The sequence below is a fragment of the Nostoc cf. commune SO-36 genome (genome assembly GCF_023734775.1).
Classification (GTDB): domain Bacteria; phylum Cyanobacteriota; class Cyanobacteriia; order Cyanobacteriales; family Nostocaceae; genus Nostoc; species Nostoc commune_A.
In genome coordinates this window covers 3256200-3276477 of the sequence record NZ_AP025732.1, presented here as the reverse complement: position 1 = coordinate 3276477, position 20278 = coordinate 3256200, and the positions used below count along the sequence as shown (strand labels likewise).

19 protein-coding genes and 1 pseudogene are annotated in these 20278 nt (G+C 40.2%); 4 read left to right on the top strand and 16 right to left on the bottom strand.

Annotated elements, in window-relative coordinates; genetic code table 11:
• Window positions 1-49: 49 nt before the first annotated feature.
• From ANSO36C_RS14725 to groES, 10 genes and pseudogenes are all read right to left on the bottom strand, one after another.
• Window positions 50-355, bottom strand: coding sequence for an urease subunit beta (locus tag ANSO36C_RS14725; protein ID WP_251960130.1), 306 nt, complete (start codon window positions 353-355; stop codon window positions 50-52).
• 21 nt (window positions 356-376) lie between these two features.
• On the bottom strand, window positions 377-679 hold the full coding sequence (ureA, locus tag ANSO36C_RS14720) for an urease subunit gamma (protein ID WP_251960129.1): 303 nt from the start codon (window positions 677-679) through the stop codon (window positions 377-379).
• Between the two features lie 39 nt (window positions 680-718).
• Window positions 719-1558 (bottom strand): urease accessory protein UreD, encoded by an 840-nt coding sequence (locus ANSO36C_RS14715; RefSeq protein ID WP_251960128.1) that lies wholly within the window; start codon window positions 1556-1558, stop codon window positions 719-721.
• Window positions 1559-1632: 74 nt separating this feature from the next.
• A complete protein-coding gene (locus ANSO36C_RS14710) occupies window positions 1633-2832 on the bottom strand; it encodes a photosystem II assembly protein (protein ID WP_251960127.1) in 1200 nt (399 codons plus the stop codon).
• 327 nt (window positions 2833-3159) lie between these two features.
• Window positions 3160-3849, bottom strand: coding sequence for an SPL family radical SAM protein (locus ANSO36C_RS14705; RefSeq protein ID WP_251960126.1), 690 nt, complete (start codon window positions 3847-3849; stop codon window positions 3160-3162).
• 66 nt (window positions 3850-3915) lie between these two features.
• Window positions 3916-4338 carry a hypothetical protein gene (locus ANSO36C_RS14700; protein WP_251960125.1) on the bottom strand — a complete coding sequence of 141 codons (423 nt, stop codon included), beginning with the start codon at window positions 4336-4338 and terminating at the stop codon, window positions 3916-3918.
• Between the two features lie 190 nt (window positions 4339-4528).
• Window positions 4529-5602, bottom strand: a complete 1074-nt coding sequence (locus tag ANSO36C_RS14695; RefSeq protein ID WP_251960124.1) for a ParA family protein — start codon at window positions 5600-5602, stop codon at window positions 4529-4531.
• Window positions 5603-5789: 187 nt separating this feature from the next.
• Window positions 5790-6593: pseudogene (locus ANSO36C_RS14690) on the bottom strand (Rpn family recombination-promoting nuclease/putative transposase).
• An 81-nt stretch (window positions 6594-6674) separates the two neighbouring features.
• Entirely contained in the window at window positions 6675-8309 is a 1635-nt protein-coding gene (groL, locus tag ANSO36C_RS14685) for a chaperonin GroEL (RefSeq protein ID WP_251960123.1), read from the bottom strand.
• A gap of 133 nt (window positions 8310-8442) precedes the next feature.
• Entirely contained in the window at window positions 8443-8754 is a 312-nt protein-coding gene (gene groES, locus ANSO36C_RS14680) for a co-chaperone GroES (RefSeq protein WP_100898362.1), read from the bottom strand.
• Window positions 8755-9062: 308 nt separating this feature from the next.
• Here groES and ANSO36C_RS14675 point away from each other — a divergent pair, with 308 nt between their 5' ends.
• Together ANSO36C_RS14675 and ANSO36C_RS14670 are read left to right on the top strand one after the other, a co-directional pair.
• Entirely contained in the window at window positions 9063-9536 is a 474-nt protein-coding gene (locus ANSO36C_RS14675; protein ID WP_251960122.1) for a (2Fe-2S) ferredoxin domain-containing protein, read from the top strand.
• A 328-nt stretch (window positions 9537-9864) separates the two neighbouring features.
• Complete coding sequence (locus ANSO36C_RS14670) at window positions 9865-10542, top strand: response regulator transcription factor (RefSeq protein ID WP_012407592.1); 678 nt, start codon at window positions 9865-9867, stop codon at window positions 10540-10542.
• A gap of 77 nt (window positions 10543-10619) precedes the next feature.
• On the opposite strand, the gene ANSO36C_RS14665 is transcribed toward ANSO36C_RS14670, so the two are convergent.
• From ANSO36C_RS14665 to ANSO36C_RS14650, 4 genes are all read right to left on the bottom strand, one after another.
• Entirely contained in the window at window positions 10620-10832 is a 213-nt protein-coding gene (locus ANSO36C_RS14665) for a hypothetical protein (protein ID WP_323374588.1), read from the bottom strand.
• Window positions 10833-11528: 696 nt separating this feature from the next.
• On the bottom strand, window positions 11529-14231 hold the full coding sequence (locus tag ANSO36C_RS14660; RefSeq protein WP_251960121.1) for a type I secretion system permease/ATPase: 2703 nt from the start codon (window positions 14229-14231) through the stop codon (window positions 11529-11531).
• Window positions 14180-14962, bottom strand: coding sequence for a peptidylprolyl isomerase (locus ANSO36C_RS14655; RefSeq protein WP_251960120.1), 783 nt, complete (start codon window positions 14960-14962; stop codon window positions 14180-14182). The genes ANSO36C_RS14660 and ANSO36C_RS14655 overlap by 52 nt, the downstream gene beginning before the upstream one ends.
• 289 nt (window positions 14963-15251) lie before the next feature.
• Window positions 15252-16088: a TIGR00297 family protein gene (locus ANSO36C_RS14650; protein WP_251960119.1), complete on the bottom strand. Its 837-nt coding sequence runs from the start codon at window positions 16086-16088 to the stop codon at window positions 15252-15254.
• 701 nt (window positions 16089-16789) lie between these two features.
• Between ANSO36C_RS14650 and ANSO36C_RS14645 the strand changes: the two genes are divergently transcribed.
• On the top strand, window positions 16790-17221 hold the full coding sequence (locus tag ANSO36C_RS14645) for a VOC family protein (RefSeq protein ID WP_251960118.1): 432 nt from the start codon (window positions 16790-16792) through the stop codon (window positions 17219-17221).
• A 66-nt stretch (window positions 17222-17287) separates the two neighbouring features.
• Here ANSO36C_RS14645 and ANSO36C_RS14640 read toward each other — a convergent pair whose 3' ends face one another.
• Window positions 17288-17923 carry an esterase/lipase family protein gene (locus ANSO36C_RS14640; protein ID WP_251960117.1) on the bottom strand — a complete coding sequence of 212 codons (636 nt, stop codon included), beginning with the start codon at window positions 17921-17923 and terminating at the stop codon, window positions 17288-17290.
• Between the two features lie 513 nt (window positions 17924-18436).
• Between ANSO36C_RS14640 and ANSO36C_RS14635 the strand changes: the two genes are divergently transcribed.
• A complete protein-coding gene (locus ANSO36C_RS14635; RefSeq protein WP_251960116.1) occupies window positions 18437-18964 on the top strand; it encodes a hypothetical protein in 528 nt (175 codons plus the stop codon).
• A gap of 217 nt (window positions 18965-19181) precedes the next feature.
• Here ANSO36C_RS14635 and ANSO36C_RS14630 read toward each other — a convergent pair whose 3' ends face one another.
• The gene (locus ANSO36C_RS14630) at window positions 19182-20246 is read right to left on the bottom strand and encodes a tetratricopeptide repeat protein (RefSeq protein ID WP_251960115.1); all 1065 of its coding nucleotides are present in this window, start codon (window positions 20244-20246) and stop codon (window positions 19182-19184) included.
• Between the last annotated feature and the right edge of the window lie 32 nt (window positions 20247-20278).

Sequence of the window (20278 nt, the reverse complement as noted above, 5' to 3'; positions counted from 1 at the left end):
TTTAACGCAAAGGGACGCGGAGGGAAGCGCAGAGGTACGCAGAGGGTTTTTAGAGGTTTCCGTTAATTTTGGCGTTGAAGCCGTAGACTTGGCGAGTACCAAGGAGGGGGATGAGAGTTATTTCTTTTTCGTCGCCTGGTTCAAAGCGAACTGCGGTTCCGGCGGGGATATCGAGGCGCATTCCTCGCGCTTGTTCTCTGTCAAAGTTTAAGGCGGTGTTGACTTCATAAAAGTGATAGTGGGAACCGACTTGTATGGGGCGATCACCTGTATTTGACACTTGTAATTTTATAGTTGGACGACCAACATTTAGTTCAATTTCACCTTCTGGTGTGATAATTTCCCCAGGAATCATAATAAATTTAAAGTTCCAAACTTAACGAATTGGATTATGTACTGTCACTAACTTTGTGCCATCAGGAAAAGTAGCTTCTACCTGTACGTCATGCACCATTTCAGGTATACCTTCCATGACATCATCCCGCGTCAATAGAGTTGTACCATAACTCATTAATTCAGCGACAGTTTGCCCATCCCTTGCACCTTCTAAAATAGCAGCAGAAATATAAGCAACAGCTTCAGGATAATTTAGTTTTAAACCCCTTACTTTACGTCTTTCTGCTAATAAAGCAGCAGTAAAAATTAATAGCTTATCTTTTTCCTGCGGCGTAAGTTGCATTCTTATCTCCTCTGTGTTATCTGCACCTCTGCGGTTCGTTCAAACCTGCCAAACTCTTGGTATACAATTACCACGATTCAAGAAAAAAACTCGCAGCAACTGCCAAACATCAATAAACCAGTTTCTCACCTCAGATGTAGAAGCACCGCGATATCGACACAATAATCCATGTTGTAATCGACTAACACCCGCTTCCCCTTCCCCATCCCATAAATTTCGCGTTTTTTCAACAATTTCTCCTGAGACTGCACCACCAACCCAAACTAGACTACCTACAATTGGTTTTCCACCCAAACCGTGGGGACTGTGAAAAGTTTCTTCGCTACCCCGTAAGCATTGCCGATCAATCCATAAAGGAATACCTTCTTGCCAAATTTCCGTGTGCGATCGCCATTCTCCCTGTAAGAATTTTTCTCCTCTAGCACTGCGGCCAAATCGGGTAATTTCCCAGCCTAAAAAGCTAGCCCCGGTTGCTAATTCTACCCGTAAATCTTGCCGATAAATCGCGTTGTTAAATAAAATTGTCTCTTGCGGCAACCATTCTAAACAAGCATCAGCGTCAACCTGCATCTGGATGGTTTGTCTAGCTTGTAAGCCATTACTGCGGTATATTTTGCTTGCAGCCGCCGTGGTGATTAAGGTTTGGGCTTGGGGTTGGAGGTGAATATTAGAGGATAAGCGATCGCCTCCCACCATGCCCCCAGCCGTGTGTAAAATGACGCTATGACAAACTTTTTGGCCTTCTGGGTAAAATGGGCGCTGTACCTTCAGGGGCGCTTGTTGGTGATTGTAAATTAATTGGGTTTTACCCTGGCGATCGGCATAGACTAAATTAAGTTTGCCATGCCAACCTTCTGCTATTTGTGAATTGCAGATCATTTATAAATTCAAAATTAAAGTTCAGATATCTTATATTTATTTAATGCATTATATACTACTTTGGCTGCAATTTCTCATGATTTTTTCGCCAAGACTACATAATCATCTAATGTATAGTTTGACTGATGCTTCTGACCAAAATATTGTTGCAGTATTGGACTCATATACAGCTTTTTTGGTAATTTGTCTTGAGCAAACTTAGCAAATTCAGCACCGGGTAAAGATGTTCTTGAACCTGTTGAGGTTAGATACCTATACCAGACTAACTCTAATCCCAGTTCTGCTAGAAATTTATCCACTACATTTTTTTCCTGTTCTTGGTTTTCAACTTGGTGAACATCGTAAATTTTGAATAACTTTTTATTTTGCACAATTAGCAGGATATAACCTGAGTTTTTTAAGCTAGTGGCAAATATTTGCTTGTAAGTATTATTAGCTTCAACCGTCTTCGCTTTATCTATAAAGAAACAGTGGGAAATTACGATAAAGTCGAAAAAATCTTTGGGTAGATTATTCGATTGAGTTTTCCAAGTAAAAATATCACTAGTAACAAAGCGGAAGAATGTATTTACTGGGGTTAGACGCGATTCTATATATCGTCGCCAAAACTGAAGCCCACGAAACTGGAAAGCATCTTGTTTTTCTAAAGAGTAGTAGGATATATGCATTTGTGGGATATGAAAAAAACCGCTACTACTTTGGAGAAATAAAGCTAAACCATAAGCAACTGTTCCTGGCCCTGCTGCAATATCAAGGATATTAACCTTACTTGGTAGTAAAGCATCCTGGTAAATGAGAAACCAAGCTAAATATATGCAATATACATTGTCTAAAAAATACTTCATAAAGTAGACATGAGGAGTTAGACTAAAACGGTAGTCTGGGTCTTGTCCAATTTTTAAGTTATTAATATCCTCAAGAGCATCTTCTAGCTTAATAAATAATTTTTTTTCAGGAATTTTACTAAATTCTTCTTTGAGATATTCAACTAGTTTTGATTCAAAATCATCAAATATACGTTCATCAATACCAGTAGGTTGCAGTTTATATTCATCGTGCTGTATTAAGTTAAAAACTTTATAGATATATTTAACAAACTCATCATTTGGTATTAATATAAAATCATCTTTTTGCTGAGATGCTTCTGTTAATTGTTTACTTAAAGTTTCTGTTTGTCGTTTGTATTCTTGGGAATAGTGTTCAAATTGAAGTTTATCCCTAAATAGTTTTTCTAACCATGAGAATCTTGCACCTGATTTTTGAATTTCTTGCAATAATTGCGTTGAACGTCGGGTATCTCCGCGTCTCAAAGATAATTTAAACTGCTAACTTCGCCACCAATTTGTGATAGGATTACTCATAACCAAATCCCTCTTTACCTTCCATAATTTCTACACTTGGAAGCCGAGAAACTAACTTTTCCTTAAATTTCATATAGCTTAATTTCTCATCGTCATACCACCAAGCGTATTTTTGCTTAATTTCTTCAGCTTCTTGGCGAGTTGATGCAATGAGAGAACGACTCTGGCTTGCATGAAAAGTTTGAATTACAACCCTATCGGCGATGGCTAGTTTGCCAATAAAAGCAGCTTCATCAGTTGCTAAGTAGGAAGTAAAGGGGTAATAGTGATAGAAATTTTTGGAACAAAACCTTTGAAATAATCAATACTTTGTTTAATTTTAATGATAGCATTTAGTCTAGCTTTAATACTTGGCGATCGCGGTTCAAAATCTTTTCTCACTAATTCGCTCCCAGTGGGAATGCTCATATTAATTCGCAATCGCTTAAATCGTTGTAAATAATCAATATCTCTAGTAATAATTGGGCTACGAGTTTGAATCACCAAAGTTGGAGTTGGATAAAGATCATCTCTCACATCAAGCATTACCTGCAATAACCGATGAGTCAGCTGATATTTAGACTCAAGGGGTTGATAAGGATCAGTAACGCTACTCATGTATATTCTAGGAGGAGTGTGAGGATTTTTTTCATACCATTTTTTTAATTCTTTCGCTAAAATATCAGCAGCATTTTCTTTAAAAATTACCCATTTTCCCCAATCTTGGCGCATTTGGGCATTAGGGCTAAATGCAGCAGCATAGCAATAGCTACAACCGTATTGACATCCCCTGTAAGGATTTAGAGTAAAATCATAATCACCAATAAAACCAGTAGCTTTTGTTAAAAGTGATTTAGCATTTTGGGCATAAACATTAACATCTCCAAACTTTTCTCGGACTAATTTAGTAGGAGTGCATCCGCAATAACCTTCATATTTTGGTTGTGCCATGTGAATCCTGATATTTATTGAGAGTGAATTAACGCACTCTACTTTTTATGATTCCCATTTTTATTTTTAAATAACTTCTCCAAGATGTACGCTAGTGCGATAGACCATATAGACAAAACCACTCTCATCACGAAAGCGCTGATATAATTCTTGAAAATTATCAATAAGCTGTTCATATCCCAAACCTTCATGCGGTAGATAAGAAACACTCATTGCTCTTCCAATAAGTCCAGTTAAATCTAACTGTTGTTTATAAGTAAAATTATATTCACGGATGTTAATAAAATAGGTAGTTACTAATAGTGGCTCTACCGATTGCATTCGAGATTCTGCTGGATGATTATTAGATGCTTCGCAGACTATTCGGCTATATTCTGTAGTTAACGCATCTTCTCTATCGCGGTTATTCCACACCACAGCCAAGCGTGCTGATGGTTTTAAAATGCGGTGAAATTCCAATAAAGTTGGTTCGGGATTAATTTGGCTCATAGGTTTTTATGCAAAATTAGAAGGCGATCGCTCTAGTCCAGAAAAGCGATACGATAAAAATTAAAGTCGTTAAAACACGATCGCTTCTCCAGGTCTATGCCAAATCGATAAACCATGTAGACAAAATCACAGTCCTTATGAAAATGCTGATACAAAGCCTGCAAATAAATATAGATGTAAATTTATTTTTTTAAATACAGTGCTTAATTACTCTATCAGCTATTGTTAGAAAGCTATTCTTTAATGCCTGGATTTGATCTAATTGGTTTGGCGACCATTGCACTCTATCTTGAAGATTTCTTACTGGTTCCATTCGATCTAGTGTTGCGATAGGGCAGTTTAGCCACATACTATTTTGTACAAGAATGTTCATATCTTCTATTCCACCTAACTGGAAATATTTAAATGAGGTATTTTTCAAAACAGAAGGATGTTCCTTTATTTTATTTTCTAGTGTTTCAACAAGTTCTTTGACCTTCTGTATGATCTGTAGTCCCATTGCGTTATCTGCTGCAATTATTTTCTTAGTTGTCTCATCTTTAGGCTTTCTTGTGTCATATCCATTAAAAACCCAACCTGCAAATACAGGTTTACCAAGATTTATATATTTTTGAGTATGAGGATTATTAGTATCATGTAGTTGACATCCTATTTGCCATTCCTTAATAAACCTTGGTAGTGTTTCTCCTATTAGTCCAACACAATACGAGCAAAAAATATCAGATGTACAAGGAACAATAAAATAGTTAGAAGAATATAGTGCAGTTCTAACCAAATTATTAAATGAGGGTGGTAAGTCAATTAATACATAATCATACTCCTTATTTTCGGTACTATTAGCTTCTTGTATTAACCTGCTTATGATTGAATATTTTTCAAGCCCATTACCAGTGAGTAAATCCGATCCAACACTTAGTGATTCTGAATAGACATTCAACCAAGCATCACTAGCAATTAAATCAACATTATTGCTAGTTCTGTATCCTTTATGTTTATATAACTGTAATGTACCTTCATTTTGCAAAAACCTCTGTAGATATGCTCTTATAGTAGTTCCATAAGGATTTTCTGGGCTTGGTAAAATATTTGTAAATCGATCCCCTAACATTGCTATTGAAAGATTTGATTGTGGATCAAAATCTATTAACAGCACTTTTTTGCCTCTTCGTGCAAGCGCATCTCCTAAATTCCATGTAATAATAGTTTTGCCAACACCACCTTTATTGTTAAAAATTGAAATCACTTTAGTTTTATTGCTAGTCATATTTTCTAATCTAATCCAGTGTTTTGTACCTGATTATACTTGTTATATGAAGGATGCGCCAATTTTTTCAAAATGGTGATTTAGTAGACATCAGGTTATAGTTTATTAACCTACTTTTATTGCTGCAAAATATCTTGATAAATTGCAGACTATTTAATAATATCCTTCTGTAAAAATTTTAGTCCCTCTACTGCTGCTCTAACCAAGCTACCAAATCAGCAACTTCCGAAAAATCCAACAACGCCTCTCCCAAATCCTCTAACTGTTCGGCAGATAAATTCCGAACCTGCTCAACTAATGATCCATCAATATCACCAAAGCGCCGTTTAAGCTGACGACTTATCAATTTAAAGGCTTCCTTTTGAACGATATCTTGATAAATTACAGACTCTTTCATAATATCTTCCCGTAAAAATTGTCGAACCAAATCCTTTTCAAACCGCAAACCCGCCAGAATTTCTACACAACCCGCGATATTTTGTCGCTCCTCCCTATCTGGAATTGTAGCGACTTGTTCAGCCACTTGTGCCAGTAAAGTTTGTGGCGAGTCAGTTCACGTCAAACTTGCTAAAGGTAACAGCGCCGGATTAACTAAAAATAGTGTTGAATCTTGCTCCCAAAGACGAACAACTTGATATTGGTGAATCGTCGTGTTGTCCCGATATTCTTCAGTAAAAGCCATTTCGTTAGTAGTTTCTTGCAAAAAGATTAGCACTTGCACTACAGGACAACGGTATTGGCGCTTCAACCTCACAGAATAATCGAGCATTCGGAAATTAAGCGCCGGATTAGATTTCGTCAAAATTTGAAATTCAATGTGCAAAATTTGGTTAGCCGCTTGCAAAAATGTCACAGAATCCGCGCGAATTGGTTCAAGCGTGAGTTCCGTTTTTAAAACTTCAATTTGTTGTACCTCTACCCCAAGCAACCAACGCACAAACTCGGCTGGGTACTGTTCAGCTAAATATTTACAAGCGTTGTCGTAACTCACCCTTTTCCTCTTCTTTTGGCACAAAAAAATAGCCGCCTCCACAAGGGAAGCAGCCGTTTTAACAAATTATCTAACTACGTATTAGTAATCGAAGTCACCGCCACCAGCACCAGCGCCAGCAGGAGCGCTATCTTTAGGTTCAGGCTTGTCAACTATAATACATTCGGTTGTCAACACCATACCAGCGATGGAAGCAGCGTTTTGCAGAGCAGAACGAGTCACTTTAGCAGGGTCAACAATACCAGCAGCTAACAAATCGACGAATTCGTTTGTCGCAGCATTGTAGCCAACGTTGAATTCTTTCTCTTTCACGCGTTCAGCGATCACAGCACCATTCTGACCGGCGTTTTCAGCAATCCGCTTCAGAGGTGCAGGTAAGGCGCGAACGACAATCAACGCACCAATCAACTCTTCATCTTTAAGATTGCTCTTTGCCCAAACTTCCAATTCAGGAGCAAGGTGAGCCAGAGTTGTACCACCGCCAGGAACGATACCTTCTTCCACAGCAGCTTTGGTGGCGTTGATAGCGTCTTCTAGGCGCAGCTTCTTGTCTTTCATTTCGGTTTCGGTCGCTGCACCCACTTTCACTACAGCAACACCACCAGAGAGTTTAGCAAGACGCTCTTGTAATTTCTCTTTGTCGTAAGAAGATTCGGTTTCATCGATTTGACGACGAATCTGTTCTACACGAGCTTTAACAGCAGCTTCGTTACCTTCGGCAACAATTGTGGTGCTGTCCTTGGTAATGGTGATCCGGCGAGCTTTACCCAGGCTATCCAGCTTGGTGTTATCTAGCTTCAAACCAGCATCTTCGGTAATTAGTTGACCACCGGTCAAAACAGCGATGTCTTCCAGTAGTGCTTTGCGGCGATCGCCAAAACCAGGAGCCTTAACAGCAGCCACGTTTAGTACACCGCGCAAACGGTTTACTACCAAGGTTGCCAAAGCTTCTTTTTCAATATCTTCAGCGATAATCACCAAAGGACGACCAGCACGAGCTACTTGCTCTAACACTGGTACAAGGTCTTGTACCAAAGCGATTTTCTTATCGGTCAGCAGTATGAAAGGCTCATCAAAAACCGCTTCCATCCGCTCAGGGTCGGTAGCAAAATAAGGAGAGATGTAGCCTTTGTCAAAGCGCATCCCTTCAGTGATTTCCAACTCGGTGAACATAGATTTCCCTTCTTCTAGGGAAATTACGCCTTCCTTACCCACCTTATCCATTGCTTGGGCAATCATCTGACCGACTTCTTCGTCATTACCAGCCGAGATTGCACCAACTTGGGCAATAGCTTTGGAATCTTCCACTGGACGGGCGTGTTCTTTGATTTTGTCTACCAAAAAGGCAGTAGCTTTGTCAATACCACGCTTCAAGGAAATTGCGTTAGCACCAGCTGCAACGTTCCGTAAGCCTTCTTTGACGATCGCATGAGCTAAAACGGTAGCAGTGGTAGTACCATCACCCGCAGCATCATTGGTCTTAGAAGCAGCTTGACGAATCAGAGCTACACCAGTGTTTTCAATATGGTCTTCTAATTCGATTTCTTTGGCGATCGTTACACCATCATTAACAATCTGAGGTGCGCCAAATTTCTTTTCTAGGACTACGTTGCGACCTTTGGGGCCAAGGGTAACAGCTACAGCCTCAGCCAGGATGTCAATGCCTCGTTCCAAGGCGCGACGGGCGTTTTCGTTGTAGATAATGCGCTTTGCCATAATTTCTTGTTAGTTGTCCTTTGTCATTTATCTTTTGTTCTACCCTTCGGGAAGCCGCCCGGAGGGGGTCTACGTCATTTGTCATTTGTCCTCTGTCATTGGCTAATGACTAATGACCAATGACTAATGACCACTAAATAACGACTGCTAAAATATCTTTTTCAGAAAGCAGTACATATTCTTCGGTGCCTAGCTTGATATCAGTGCCAGCGTACTTAGAGTACAGCACCTTATCGCCGACTTTGATTTCCAATTCCTGACGGTTTCCGTCGTCATTACGCTTGCCAGGGCCAAGAGCCACTACTTCCCCTACCTGGGGCTTTTCCTTGGCGGTATCGGGCAAATACAGACCACCTGCGGTCTTTTCCTCAGAGGCGTTCACTTTTACGAAAACGCGATCGCCTAAAGGTTTAACTGTAGAAACGCTTAGAGATAAAGCTGCCATATTATTTCTTTCCTTTAGAGATTAGCACTCTCAACTCCTGAGTGCTAATCTACCGAAAAATTGCATCCAATGGCAAGAATTCCTTTAGTACGGGTTCCCGAACTACAGGGTCATAGATGTACTTAAGTACAAATGCTTAATTATTTCTACCTTGCGGGTTCTGTTCGGTAAGCTACGAAGAGAGTAGGGAGAGACGCGATTAATCGTCTCTGTACTAGAAAGTTAGGAGTTATGAGAATTCGTCCCCATTCCTTTTCTATTTTCAAAGGTGGGAAATTGCTATAGAACTGTAATCAGGGAGCCGCTCGATGAGTAACAATAGGGTGATCCAGTCCAGCCATCAAATTTCCAAAACCACTAAGTCTTTAAAACATAAGGCCCTGAGCAATTGGGTAGAAAGTTTAGGACTTGCAAAAATTCAGCGGCATATTTTTATTGGCGCTGACCAGGCAATTGCCAATCGCGGCTCAAAACGAGCTAGTCTGGAATCCTGGGAATACTTAAAAAAGCGATTTAAAGAGTTAAAACTCGATGAACCGCAACAGAGTCATCCCATTTGCGTCTTTAAAACTGAAGCCAACTGCTTGCGTGTTTCTTGCTCTAGACCCATAATGGTGGTTTACCCTGATGGTGTCTGGTGTCGCCAAGAAAACCCGGAAGTTACCCTGCGGCTTGTCCGAGAACACTTAATAGGCAATAAGGTGGTAGAAAAATATGCGTTTTTAACCCATCTTTTGCCAGAAACTTCCCTAGTTTCTTGTGAACACCTTATAGAGGCTTAACAACCAAAGGATATGCTATAGCAGTAAGCTTAAAGAAAGTGCGGGTTGCTTTTGAGGTAGGGTCATCTTTAAGCCAATACTTACTTGTGAGTCAGAAGGATTATTATTTTATCAGTGTTTTTGACCCCGACTCTTTCAATGCGATATATAATAGCGCATTATAGATACTACTGCTATACGTATCCTTGCTGGACTTTTGCTATCGAGCTACTAGTCTATTGAAAGTGCTCGGCATTTTTGAGACTTCGAGACAGCAAAGGCAAGTTAAGTAGGAAAAAGGACAACATCTCGAATAACCCACCATAGAGGATAAATATTCAAGACTTTGATGGACCGAAGCGCGACAAGTGCCACTGCTATGAAAGAACCCAGCATGAAAGATCACAAACGACTTCTATTGATTGATGATGACCCTAACCTCATCTTGCTGGTGAAGGATTACTTAGAATTCCGGGGATATGAAGTCATTACCGCCGAAAATGGACGTGAAGCTCTGGAAATTTTAGAGCAAGATGTTCCAGACATGATCATCTGCGATGTGATGATGCCGGAAATGGACGGATATACTTTTGTAGAGCAAGTCCGGCAAAACGAACGCACCAGCTGGATTCCGGTTCTTTTCCTTTCAGCTAAGGGACAAAGTGCAGACCGAGTTAAGGGTCTGAATAAAGGTGCTGATGTTTATATGGTCAAACCCTTTGAACCAGAAGAACTCGTAGCGCAAGTTGAATCCTCGCTGAAACAAACTATCCGTTGGAAAGAACACCAAGCTAAAGGAGGCGAAAACGGTTCCCGTATCCAGGTTCCCTTCGATGTGCAATTAACCCCAACCGAACTGAAAGTAGTCCAGTTCGTTGCTAGGGGTCTAGCCAACCGGGAAATTGCTGAAGAACTAAATGTTAGTCAGCGCACGGTTGAAAGCCATGTGTCCAATATGTTGGGCAAAACCAATCTCCACAACCGCACTGAATTAGCGCGGTGGGCGATTGAAAATCAAATGGCTTAAACAAAGTTAAGAGTTAACAGTTAGGAGTTATGAATTATGAATTTTTTAACTTCTAACTCCTAACTCCTAACTAAGATTTACCAACCGTCTTCTTCAGGGCTAGATTGGTGCAAAACTTCTAAATCCAGCTCATCCAGGTAAGTTAGGGCGCTTTCAATTTGGGAAACAGTACCTTGCAGTTCCAAATCGAAGCAGCTATGTTGTGGCACGTTTGCGCTTACCTGAGCATCAGCAATAATGACTGGTAATGCCATAGTGAGAAACCAGCCGTGAAATGACTGGTTCCTCACTGCAAGTCTTTAGGAATGCGAACCTGGATACGAGTTTGGGTGCGGTCTATTATCTAAAATATCAGTATTAGATTTTACTTCTTTATTTGGAATTGCCATTCTAGCTTCCTATTCGACTTCTGGGATGAGGGTCTTGTTTTGCACGATTTCTTTTAACACTAGCGTCACTTATCCCACGCAGGCAAGCAAAAAAGTATTTGCATTGGCAAACCATTAATCTAAATGTATTAAATGTGAAAAATTGCTTATAATCCGGTAGTTCCGAGGTTGATTATTATTCTATATTGGTTTTTGATCGGATTAAATATAGTTAATCTTTAGGGGTACAACAATTGTTGTACCCCTAATTTAATTAACACTTAAGTAATTCTCGTGCGTTTACGCCGAGGAGTATGTCAATTCTTGACTTGTATTACTGATATTTGCGATCGCAATATTTATCATCCTGTTACATGACAAGTTTAAAAGCAAATTTAAATGGCGAATGAAGTTATGCTCCATTCGCTAAAAAGTCTTCTTTAGCCGCTTGACAAACTCTGAGCTTTTATATATTCGCAAGCTTTGAGCTAGCAGTCTGTCAAGTTTTAATTGATGAATAAGCAAATTCGCAGTCAGGACTTTAACCCTTATTTTCTAAGCTCTAAAGCCATGACTACAAACTTTCAAAACTAGCTTGAATACTACTAGTTAAATCTACTAAATGTTTGCTTGCTGCCGTTGATATAATGACCAATACAAACCTTTTTGTTGCAACAACTGTGAATGAGTACCACGTTCGGCAATCACCCCTTGCTCCAATACCAAAATCAAATCAGCACGTTTGAGGGGGGCAAAGCGGTGAGCAATCAAGAACACGGTACGGTTTGCAGAAACTTTTTGCAGGTTTTGCAGTACTTGTTGTTCAGTTTCACTATCCAAAGCGCTGGTAGCTTCATCCAAAACTAAAATTGGCGCTTGGGAAAGAAATAACCTTGCTAGGGCAATACGTTGTCTCTGTCCACCAGATAAGGCTGTACCGCGTTCACCCACATTAGTTTCGTAACCGTAGGGTAATTGACTGATGAAGTCGTGAGCTACTGCTAATCTTGCCGCTTCTACTACTTGCTCTGCGGTAATGTCAGGAGTACCGAGAGTGATATTTTCCAAAATGGAACCGTTGAATAAAAAGTCTTCTTGGAGAACTACACTAACTTGTTGCCGCAGTGATGCTAAATCGGCACTTTTAATATCAAAACCATCAATCAGGATGCGTCCTGATTCAATTTGATAGAGGCGTTGCAATAGCTTAGACAGGGTACTTTTACCAGAACCGCTGCGTCCAACAATGCCAACAAATTGCCCTGGTTCGGCATTGAAAGAGATTCCCCGCAGAATTGCTTCAAAGTTCGGGCGGTAACGGAAAAATACTTGCTCGAAGGTGACTTGTCCTTTTAAGGGTGGTAAAACTAGACCAGTTCCCAGTTCTGCTTCTGGAGAGACGTTAAGAATATCACCAATACGATCTACAGAAAGTAGCACTTGTTGAAGGTTTTGCCACAACTGTACTAAACGCAAAAGTGGGCCTGTGACTCGACCAGACAGCATTTGAAATGCAACTAGCTGTCCAACTGTGAGCTTTTGTTCGATGACTAACTTAGCGCCAAACCAGAGAATCAGCATGGTGGAAAAATTGGTAAGAAAGTCACCAATGTTGCTGCTGATATTGGAGGTAGTAGAGGCTTTAAAACCTGTGCGAATGAAGCGAGCAAATAAGCCTTCCCAGCGATCGCGGGCTACTGGTTCGGCTGCATGGGCTTTAACGGAGTGAATTCCGGTGATTGTCTCTACTAGAAACGATTGACTATCGGCACTCCGATTAAAGGTTTCGTTGAGCCAGTTACGCAGAATTGGTGTTGCAACTATCGTTAATGTGGCAAACAGTGGTAGTACTGCTAAGGCGACAAAGGTGAGTGGGATATTATAGTAAAACATCAATGCCAGGTACACCACAGCAAAGATGCTATCTAGAATCACAGTTAATGCTGTACCTGTGAGAAACTGACGAATTTGTTCGAGTTCCTGGACTCTTGCTACTGTGTCTCCGACGCGCCGCGACTCAAAATAAGCTAATGGCAGACGCATCAGATGGCGAAATAGCTGTGCTGATAAGCTCAAATCCAAACGACGAGCTGTATGAGTAAAGATGAATAAGCGCAGAATGCCTAGTATGGACTCAAATATGGCTACGCATAAAAGTGCGATCGCCATCACATCAAGAGTCGGCAAACTCCCCTGCACCATCACTTTATCAATGACAACTTGGGTAATTAGCGGTGTTGTTAATCCCAAAAGCTGCAAGGTAAAAGATGCTAACAATACTTCTATTAGCAATCCCTTATACTTCCAAACTGCTGGGGTGAACCAACTGAGGTTAAATTTTTCTTGCTGGGATATGAGTTCTACTTGCCAAAATCGTCCATCCCAAGAGGCTTCAACTATTGACTGCGGCAAGCTTTCACAAGTTCGTTCGGGATTTAGAGGATTAGCGATAATTAAGCGATCGCCTTTAACTCCATAAGCTACCACCCAGGATGGACTCTGGGGTGAGTCAGAATTCCACAGCAGTAAAGCTGGAAATGACAGCTGTCGCAACTCAGCCCAATTCACTTGTAACCGCCGTAACACTAACCCTAACTTTTCTCCTGCTTCTACAACTTGTTTTGGGCGTTGTCCTCTGAGTTGGCGTTGTACCCATTCCAGTTGCACAGAATTTTCTAACTGTTGCGCCACCATTGTTAAACAAGCAGCAGCAGTGTTCCAGTTAGCAACAAAGGGGTAATTTGAGATAATTAGATTGGCAGATGGGAGTCCTCTTTGAGGTTGGAGACTGTGGGGGCTAGAAGTTCCATCCGAGGCTGATATTAGTGAAGGATTGGAAGAGAAGGAAAATGTTTCTTTTTCTCCCTCCATTTCCACTGGTAACACTTGCCAGAACTCCTGAATTTGTGGGTTAGACAATTCATTCCACAGCGCAGTATGCCAACAAACTACTACCACTTCTTTACTAGCGGCTACAGCTTTGAAATCCCCAGACAGCTTTTGCAAGTCACCAAACCAATCCCCCACATCTAGGGCAGCTAAAGGTTTGCTAACTCCCTCTTCTCGCAAGCGGACTTTCCCAGCCACAATTAAGAATTGATAACCGCCGACATCGTTTGACCAGATTTTTTCTCCCAGACGATACTGGCGGGTTTGGGACTCATTTTCTAATTGGGATTGTTGTTCGGGAGTCAGCCAGCATAGTGGTGGCTGATTCCAAGGTAAAGAAGCTAGCACTTTTAATCGTAAAGATTCATTATCCAGAATTTTTAACTCACTTGTAACTTGACTGTCAGTTTTTGAATTTTCTCTGCTAGCCATTTCTCAAACAACTCATTTTGTAGTGCTTGCTGTAGTTGAGTATCTTCTAAAGACGCTGGCAGAAATTGTTCTACTCGAAACAAACCATAAGGTCCTTCTCCTTGCGGAGAGTCTTTGCCAACGATTTCTATTGGGCCGATCAATTGTCCAGGACTGGCCACATCAATGGCTGCCCGTAATATATCCGGCATACTGCCTCGGCTGATAATTCCCATCATGCCGTTCATAATTCGGTCATCAGAAAGGGAATACTCTTTAGCTAGTTGTTCAAAACTACCTCCTTCTTCAATTTGGGTGTGTAGTTCGTCTGCCAATTCTCGATTATCAACAACGATCCGAGAAAGTACTATCCGATCTAAAAAAATTTTGCGTTCAATAAAATATTCTTGGAGTTTTGATTCAGTGACTACAGCTTTCAGTTTTTCTAACTTATAACCGAAAGTAACCGATGTGTGAAAGGTAGCGTAATCTGTATTATTGGTCTTTAACCATTCTTGAAAACTTTGGGGGTCAGTCAGTTGATTTTTCAGCCTAAAGTCAATAATTGCCTGTTCAGTTATTGCTGTGCCAATTTCAATATCGTCTCGTGTTCGGATTTCTTCCTCAATTACGTACTGGCGGAGAATATCCCCAATGAACTGTCCCAATTTCCCAGAGGCTTGCAGGTACTTTACTGCTTCCTCAACAGAAATTATTTGGTCATCAATTGTTAAAAATGATAAAGATTCCATGAACTAATTATGTGAAAATTGTGAAACACTTATAGGACTTTTAAATTAAATCATATAGAAATCATCTGGTGATTAACTGTCAAAAATGATAAAGATTCCATGAAAAAATTACGTCTAGATCGCTAAAAAATTATATGGCTAGGAAATCATTTAATTTTCCATAATCTCTTTTACAGTCTCGCGGGGACAAAACAGGATTTAAAATATCAGCTTTAGGGCAGTAGTAAGGCAGATTACTTATTTTCTACCAATGCCCCACCTAAACGAGTAATTGTTTATTTTCAGCGATTTACTTAATGAAACTTATCCATGACCAAGCAAGTAGCACAGATGCGATCGCACCGATTAATGTATTAAAAATATTTACTACTTCATTAGTCAGCCAAGCATACTTAGATTGTAGTGTCGCGCCAATCACACTTTCTAAGTTAGTAGCAATAAATGCTGCCAGCACACACCAAGCGACTCCCAATAGATCAATTAAACCAACTCCCCAACCAACAAATGCGATCGCTACAGAAGCCACAATACCAGCTAAAGTCCCCTCCAAGCTTACTGCCCCCTCTGTACCCCGTGGCACTGGTTGGAGTGTGGTAATGAGAAAGGTGCTTTTACCATAAGCTTTACCGACTTCGCTGGCGGTGGTGTCAGCCAGCTTGGTACTGAAACTTGCTACATAGCCTAACAATAATAGGGACTGAGGATTGGGAACTAGGGATTGGGGACTAGGTACAAAAAATCCCGAATTGATCATCCCTACTCCCAAGGCACACAACGCCCCAGTCAAAGCGGAACCCCAAACATTTTCTGGGCCTCTTGCACCAGACCGCTTTTCGGCAATTCCTTCTGCCTCCTTCTGCGCCATACCGATGCGAGTAACGCCAGAACCAACCAGAAAATAGAACATTACTACTGCATATCCTTGCCAACCAAGAGTTACCCAAATTAAGATCGCCAAAAACCACGCATGGAATAATCCAGCAGGGGTAAGTAGCTTTTTCGGAGCAATCCAAGCTAAACCCAATAAGATTGTATTCAATACTACTGCTACTAACCAGGGACTTACAGAATTAATTAAAATCATAAGTAATTTTGTTTGAATATCAACAGAATAGCGAATTGTCATGCTTAATGCTTAATTTCTAAAACCTCTCCAGCTAAAGTAATATATTTGTATTATTAACTAAATAGCGTAGGCATCGCTCTGAAAGGTGAGTGTAAAACTATAAACCAATACGCTTGGGTTAAAGGTAAAAACTAAAGGTGGTTTAGGTTTACTTGAGGAACAAAACTCAACATTATCAACCATTTGCTGGGTTTCGCTATTGCTCAACCCAACCTACTATTTTTCACAAAGCCAAGCCAAGCGTATTGAACTTTAAACAATATCTTAGATATACACTGCAATATTGACTAAAGAACGCGGATTAAACAAAATGCAAAACTTCTGTTTAGTTGGCTAGACTCTTTGAATAAGTAAGCACCCAAAGAACTTTTATAGAGTGTGTTCAGTTACTAAAACACCATAAGTTTTAAGTGATTAAATTTAGGTTATTAAATGTGTGCCAACATCAACCTAAATTAGTATAGCTGCACAAGACAAAGCAGTTATCTCAATAATTAAGTATAAATTATATAATAAAGACAGGGCGAAGTCATAGCTATAGATATAGCGACTAAAGAAAGTATTACTCAGTCACCAATCTGAGTCATAAACATAAAGGATATAAGTTAATGTTAATTAAAACTGTATTCAAGTTGACCACAAGCAACATCTAACAGCATAAATTGTAAATCGAGTAACTACTAATTTTTTTGAAACAACCTATGAGTCAAACTTTATTCCATCTGGCTTTCCCTGTGGCTGACATTGCCCAAACAAAAGCATATTACGTGGATGGCTTGGGCTGCATTCCTGGTCGTGAAAACCGCCACGCTTTGATTCTCAATCTCTACGGTCATCAACTAGTGGCTCACGTCACCAAAGAACCTTTGAGGGCGCAAGCTACCATCTATCCCCGACACTTTGGGCTAATTTTTACCCAAGAATGTGATTGGCAAGACTTACTAGAAAGGGCACAACAACAAAAGTTACTTTTTCGTGAGGAAACCAAAAATCGCTTTGTTGGTTCTCCTCTTGAGCATCGGACTTTCTTTTTAGAAGATCCCTTTTATAACCTCATGGAATTCAAGTATTATAGTCATTCAGAGGCGATTTTTGGAAGTTACGAACACACACAAATTGGGGATAGAACTTAAAAAATTCGTAATTCGTAATTCGTAATTAAAAGATGAATAAATCAAGCGCGGCAATAATTATAGCTGCTAGTGACTGAGTTTTTTCTTCAACAAGGGTAGCTTAATAGGCTCTTTTAAAGCTGCTGTGACTACTGTTAAACTTCTGGAGTCTGTCAGCATCCAGGGGTGTAGAGGGACAGGGACTATTACTTCGCGTCCTACTGACATTTGTGAACTATTGGCAGGAACAATCATCAAATCATAAGGTGTCCAGATCGACGTAAAATCTAGCTGCCCCAATGTTATGGCATCAGAATTTAAATCTTTGAGAAAAATGCTGTCGGGGCGCATTTGTACGCAACCAGGACGCCGAGAGCCATAAGCAACTACAGTTCCATGATGGGGTGAAGAGATTGTGATAAACCTCTGCACGCGGTTAATTCCTCCTAGTCGCTGGACATAGTAACGGCTGACAATTCCTCCCATGCTGAAGCCCACTAAATCTAGGCGTTGTTCTGATGCAAAGGTAGCCGTAACATAATCGGCTATCTGCTTTGCCAATTCATCAAGACCCACATCACCATTATTTGGTACTAAATTCAGTGCATGTACAGACAAGCCTTGTTGTATTAGGTTTGCCCTCATTTTATGGAAAACTGCCTCTGTATCGTCAATCCCGTGTATTAACAAAACGGGATTGAATTGTTGATTTTCAATGTTCATTTACAAAATTGGCTGGATTAAGGGGTGTATTTTACTTTTGTAGGTACATACTGCTCTACAAAATTAAGCTATTGCTTTTCGGATTCTTTTAGAGATATTTTTGCTAAACTGAAATGCTTCTGACTATAGCTTTGTATAAAATTTAACAAATTAATATCAATATCTGCCAATAGGCTATGACAGTCCTCCCACTGGTTGAGAGTAAAATGCTTGTTTAACTTCAATTAAATATTTAACAAACAAAGAAATGTTAATTATTATAAAGCTTGCTTTCAGAATCTTGCTCTTAGTTACAGTAAAATTTAATAATTAGTTCTTGGTGTATCCAGGTTGCAAATGCTTGCAACAGAACATTTGCCCTGTAGTTTTACTACAATGTTAATTAAGCACAAACCTATAAGGGTTGTCACCAAAACGGGGTGATGCAAAGCAGAAAATGTAACATTTTGTCGTAATTATTAACAATTACGGTTGAGTTCCAAATATAAAAGGTAAAAGGCAGGAGTAATTGTAATGGATTTTATCAAAAAGTTAATTTCGGGTATTCTGGGTTTCATTACCGGACTGTTACGAGGAAAGAACAAAAGCAACGGCTACTTTTTGGAACTAGACGAAGCCCAAGATGCTGCCAAAGATGCTGCTAAAGAGGTAGCATCGAACGCAAAGAAAGTGGCAGAGACAGTTGTATCGAATGCGAAGAAAGTAACGGCAACAGGTACTTCTGATGCACCAGAAGCATCCAAGCCAGCTTCATTGAACGGGACAAAAACTGCCGCAGCTAAAACTAAGGAAAAATCAGCTAAAAATTCCAAACCAGTCGATGTTACGCTTGTGCAGACTGCTGAAGGCCTTAAAGTTGAACCGGGCAAAAATGCAAAAGCCGCAGCAGCCAAAGTCCTGAAAGAGGAGCCAAAAGAAACAACATTTGCGCCAAAATATCTTGCTCCTTCGACTACTAGCTCTAATGGTCGTCGCCGTCCAGGAGCGAATATGAGTGCTTACCTAGAAATGGCACGTCAGATTAAAACCCCTAACAATTGATAGAGAGCGTAAATTTACGATATCTAATGTGAAATATGCAAGGTTAAGATAACTTTGCCAGTTGTAGATGGGGGAACTCTCCAAAGTAGGAGCGATCGCTTAATTTTCTCCACTACAACTGCGCTTTTTAGGGTTGAGGCTTTTTAATTAAAACTATCTGTTTTACTCAACTTTTCTTGATGATGAATTTAAAGATAATTTCACCACTGAAGCCTAATTATTTAACCAAAATTAGTCCACTATATAAATGAAAAGCTGAATCCCAATTAGTCTGTTCTTTACGGAAAAGATTAATGTAAGGCTTGATATGTCCCAGCATTTCTGTTTGATCTAATGTTGTATCTGCAAAAGATGTGAAATCTGACCAGATTTGGGCTTGAGGGAGTTGCTGGTGAATCCAACTTGATAAAGTATTCCAATTAATTCTGATTGTATTTTGGCTAGCTTGGGGAATGATTTTTAAACCTTGCTGGAATTCGTAGCCGTTATCATAAAGTCGGAGAATGCAACGTCTACCAGGTATGTGTAAATCACAAAACTGAGCATAGTCTTGTGTTTGAGTTTTCCGTTCCAGTTTCCCGCGCACGTCGCGATCTACGACTTCCTCAAAAATGGGCAACAGTCCCACTACTCTAGCTGTAACTTCTGACCAGTCAAAGGTAAGAGAACCGAGTTGATTTGTCTCATTACGGCAAACAACTGTAGCTTTTGGGGTAGATTCTTGAAAATATTTGACTTGATAAACTTGAATTTGCTGAATTTGAGCTATTGTTGCCCAAAAGCAAGGAATGGCAGCCTGCTGTAACTGTTTACCGTAAAACTTTAGTTCTCCCACTTGTCCAGAGCGGTATAATCTCCAGCCACGACTTGGCAGTAACAGCCTTGCAGTGTAAGGGTCTAGCTGCATAATCTGGGCAAATTTTCGAGAAGCTTCTGTTTTGAGTTCGTTACTAAGTGGTTCTAAAACTAGTACCCCAAGTTCACTGTTATTCCCTTCGGCTGTTGCTTGGGAAATAGCTCTTTGTCTTTCATCTAGTTCGATTTCTTGTAGCCGCCGCAAACCTTCACGCGCGAGGGTCACTATTCTACTATTCCTCGTATCTCGCAGCAATTGCCGATACACTTTTTCTGCATCCTGGCGCTTTCCAGATACTTCATGCAGCCGACCGAGATAAAATTGTACCCAAGGATGTTCTGGCGATTCTACTAGCAGCTGTTTCAGTAATTTAGCAGCTGTTTGATAATCTTTATGCTCAAAGGCGATCGCAACTTGCTCAATCATGTTTCAATCCACTGGATCAATGTCTCGCGCAA

What these genes read in the sequence shown, in the direction of transcription:
- ANSO36C_RS14635 (WP_251960116.1), top strand. Translation starts at nt 18,437, where the DNA reads ATGGATTTTATCAAAAAGTTAATTTCGGGTATTCTGGGTTTCATTACC.
- ANSO36C_RS14645 (WP_251960118.1), top strand. Translation starts at nt 16,790, where the DNA reads ATGAGTCAAACTTTATTCCATCTGGCTTTCCCTGTGGCTGACATTGCC.
- ureA (WP_251960129.1), bottom strand. Translation starts at nt 679, where the DNA reads ATGCAACTTACGCCGCAGGAAAAAGATAAGCTATTAATTTTTACTGCT.
- ANSO36C_RS14725 (WP_251960130.1), bottom strand. Translation starts at nt 355, where the DNA reads ATGATTCCTGGGGAAATTATCACACCAGAAGGTGAAATTGAACTAAAT.
- ANSO36C_RS14630 (WP_251960115.1), bottom strand. Translation starts at nt 20,246, where the DNA reads ATGATTGAGCAAGTTGCGATCGCCTTTGAGCATAAAGATTATCAAACA.
- ANSO36C_RS14670 (WP_012407592.1), top strand. Translation starts at nt 9,865, where the DNA reads ATGGACCGAAGCGCGACAAGTGCCACTGCTATGAAAGAACCCAGCATG.
- groES (WP_100898362.1), bottom strand. Translation starts at nt 8,754, where the DNA reads ATGGCAGCTTTATCTCTAAGCGTTTCTACAGTTAAACCTTTAGGCGAT.
- ANSO36C_RS14650 (WP_251960119.1), bottom strand. Translation starts at nt 16,088, where the DNA reads ATGACAATTCGCTATTCTGTTGATATTCAAACAAAATTACTTATGATT.
- groL (WP_251960123.1), bottom strand. Translation starts at nt 8,309, where the DNA reads ATGGCAAAGCGCATTATCTACAACGAAAACGCCCGTCGCGCCTTGGAA.
- ANSO36C_RS14700 (WP_251960125.1), bottom strand. Translation starts at nt 4,338, where the DNA reads ATGAGCCAAATTAATCCCGAACCAACTTTATTGGAATTTCACCGCATT.
- ANSO36C_RS14675 (WP_251960122.1), top strand. Translation starts at nt 9,063, where the DNA reads ATGAGTAACAATAGGGTGATCCAGTCCAGCCATCAAATTTCCAAAACC.
- ANSO36C_RS14715 (WP_251960128.1), bottom strand. Translation starts at nt 1,558, where the DNA reads ATGATCTGCAATTCACAAATAGCAGAAGGTTGGCATGGCAAACTTAAT.
- ANSO36C_RS14660 (WP_251960121.1), bottom strand. Translation starts at nt 14,231, where the DNA reads ATGGCTAGCAGAGAAAATTCAAAAACTGACAGTCAAGTTACAAGTGAG.
- ANSO36C_RS14695 (WP_251960124.1), bottom strand. Translation starts at nt 5,602, where the DNA reads ATGACTAGCAATAAAACTAAAGTGATTTCAATTTTTAACAATAAAGGT.
- ANSO36C_RS14655 (WP_251960120.1), bottom strand. Translation starts at nt 14,962, where the DNA reads ATGGAATCTTTATCATTTTTAACAATTGATGACCAAATAATTTCTGTT.
- ANSO36C_RS14640 (WP_251960117.1), bottom strand. Translation starts at nt 17,923, where the DNA reads ATGAACATTGAAAATCAACAATTCAATCCCGTTTTGTTAATACACGGG.
- ANSO36C_RS14705 (WP_251960126.1), bottom strand. Translation starts at nt 3,849, where the DNA reads ATGGCACAACCAAAATATGAAGGTTATTGCGGATGCACTCCTACTAAA.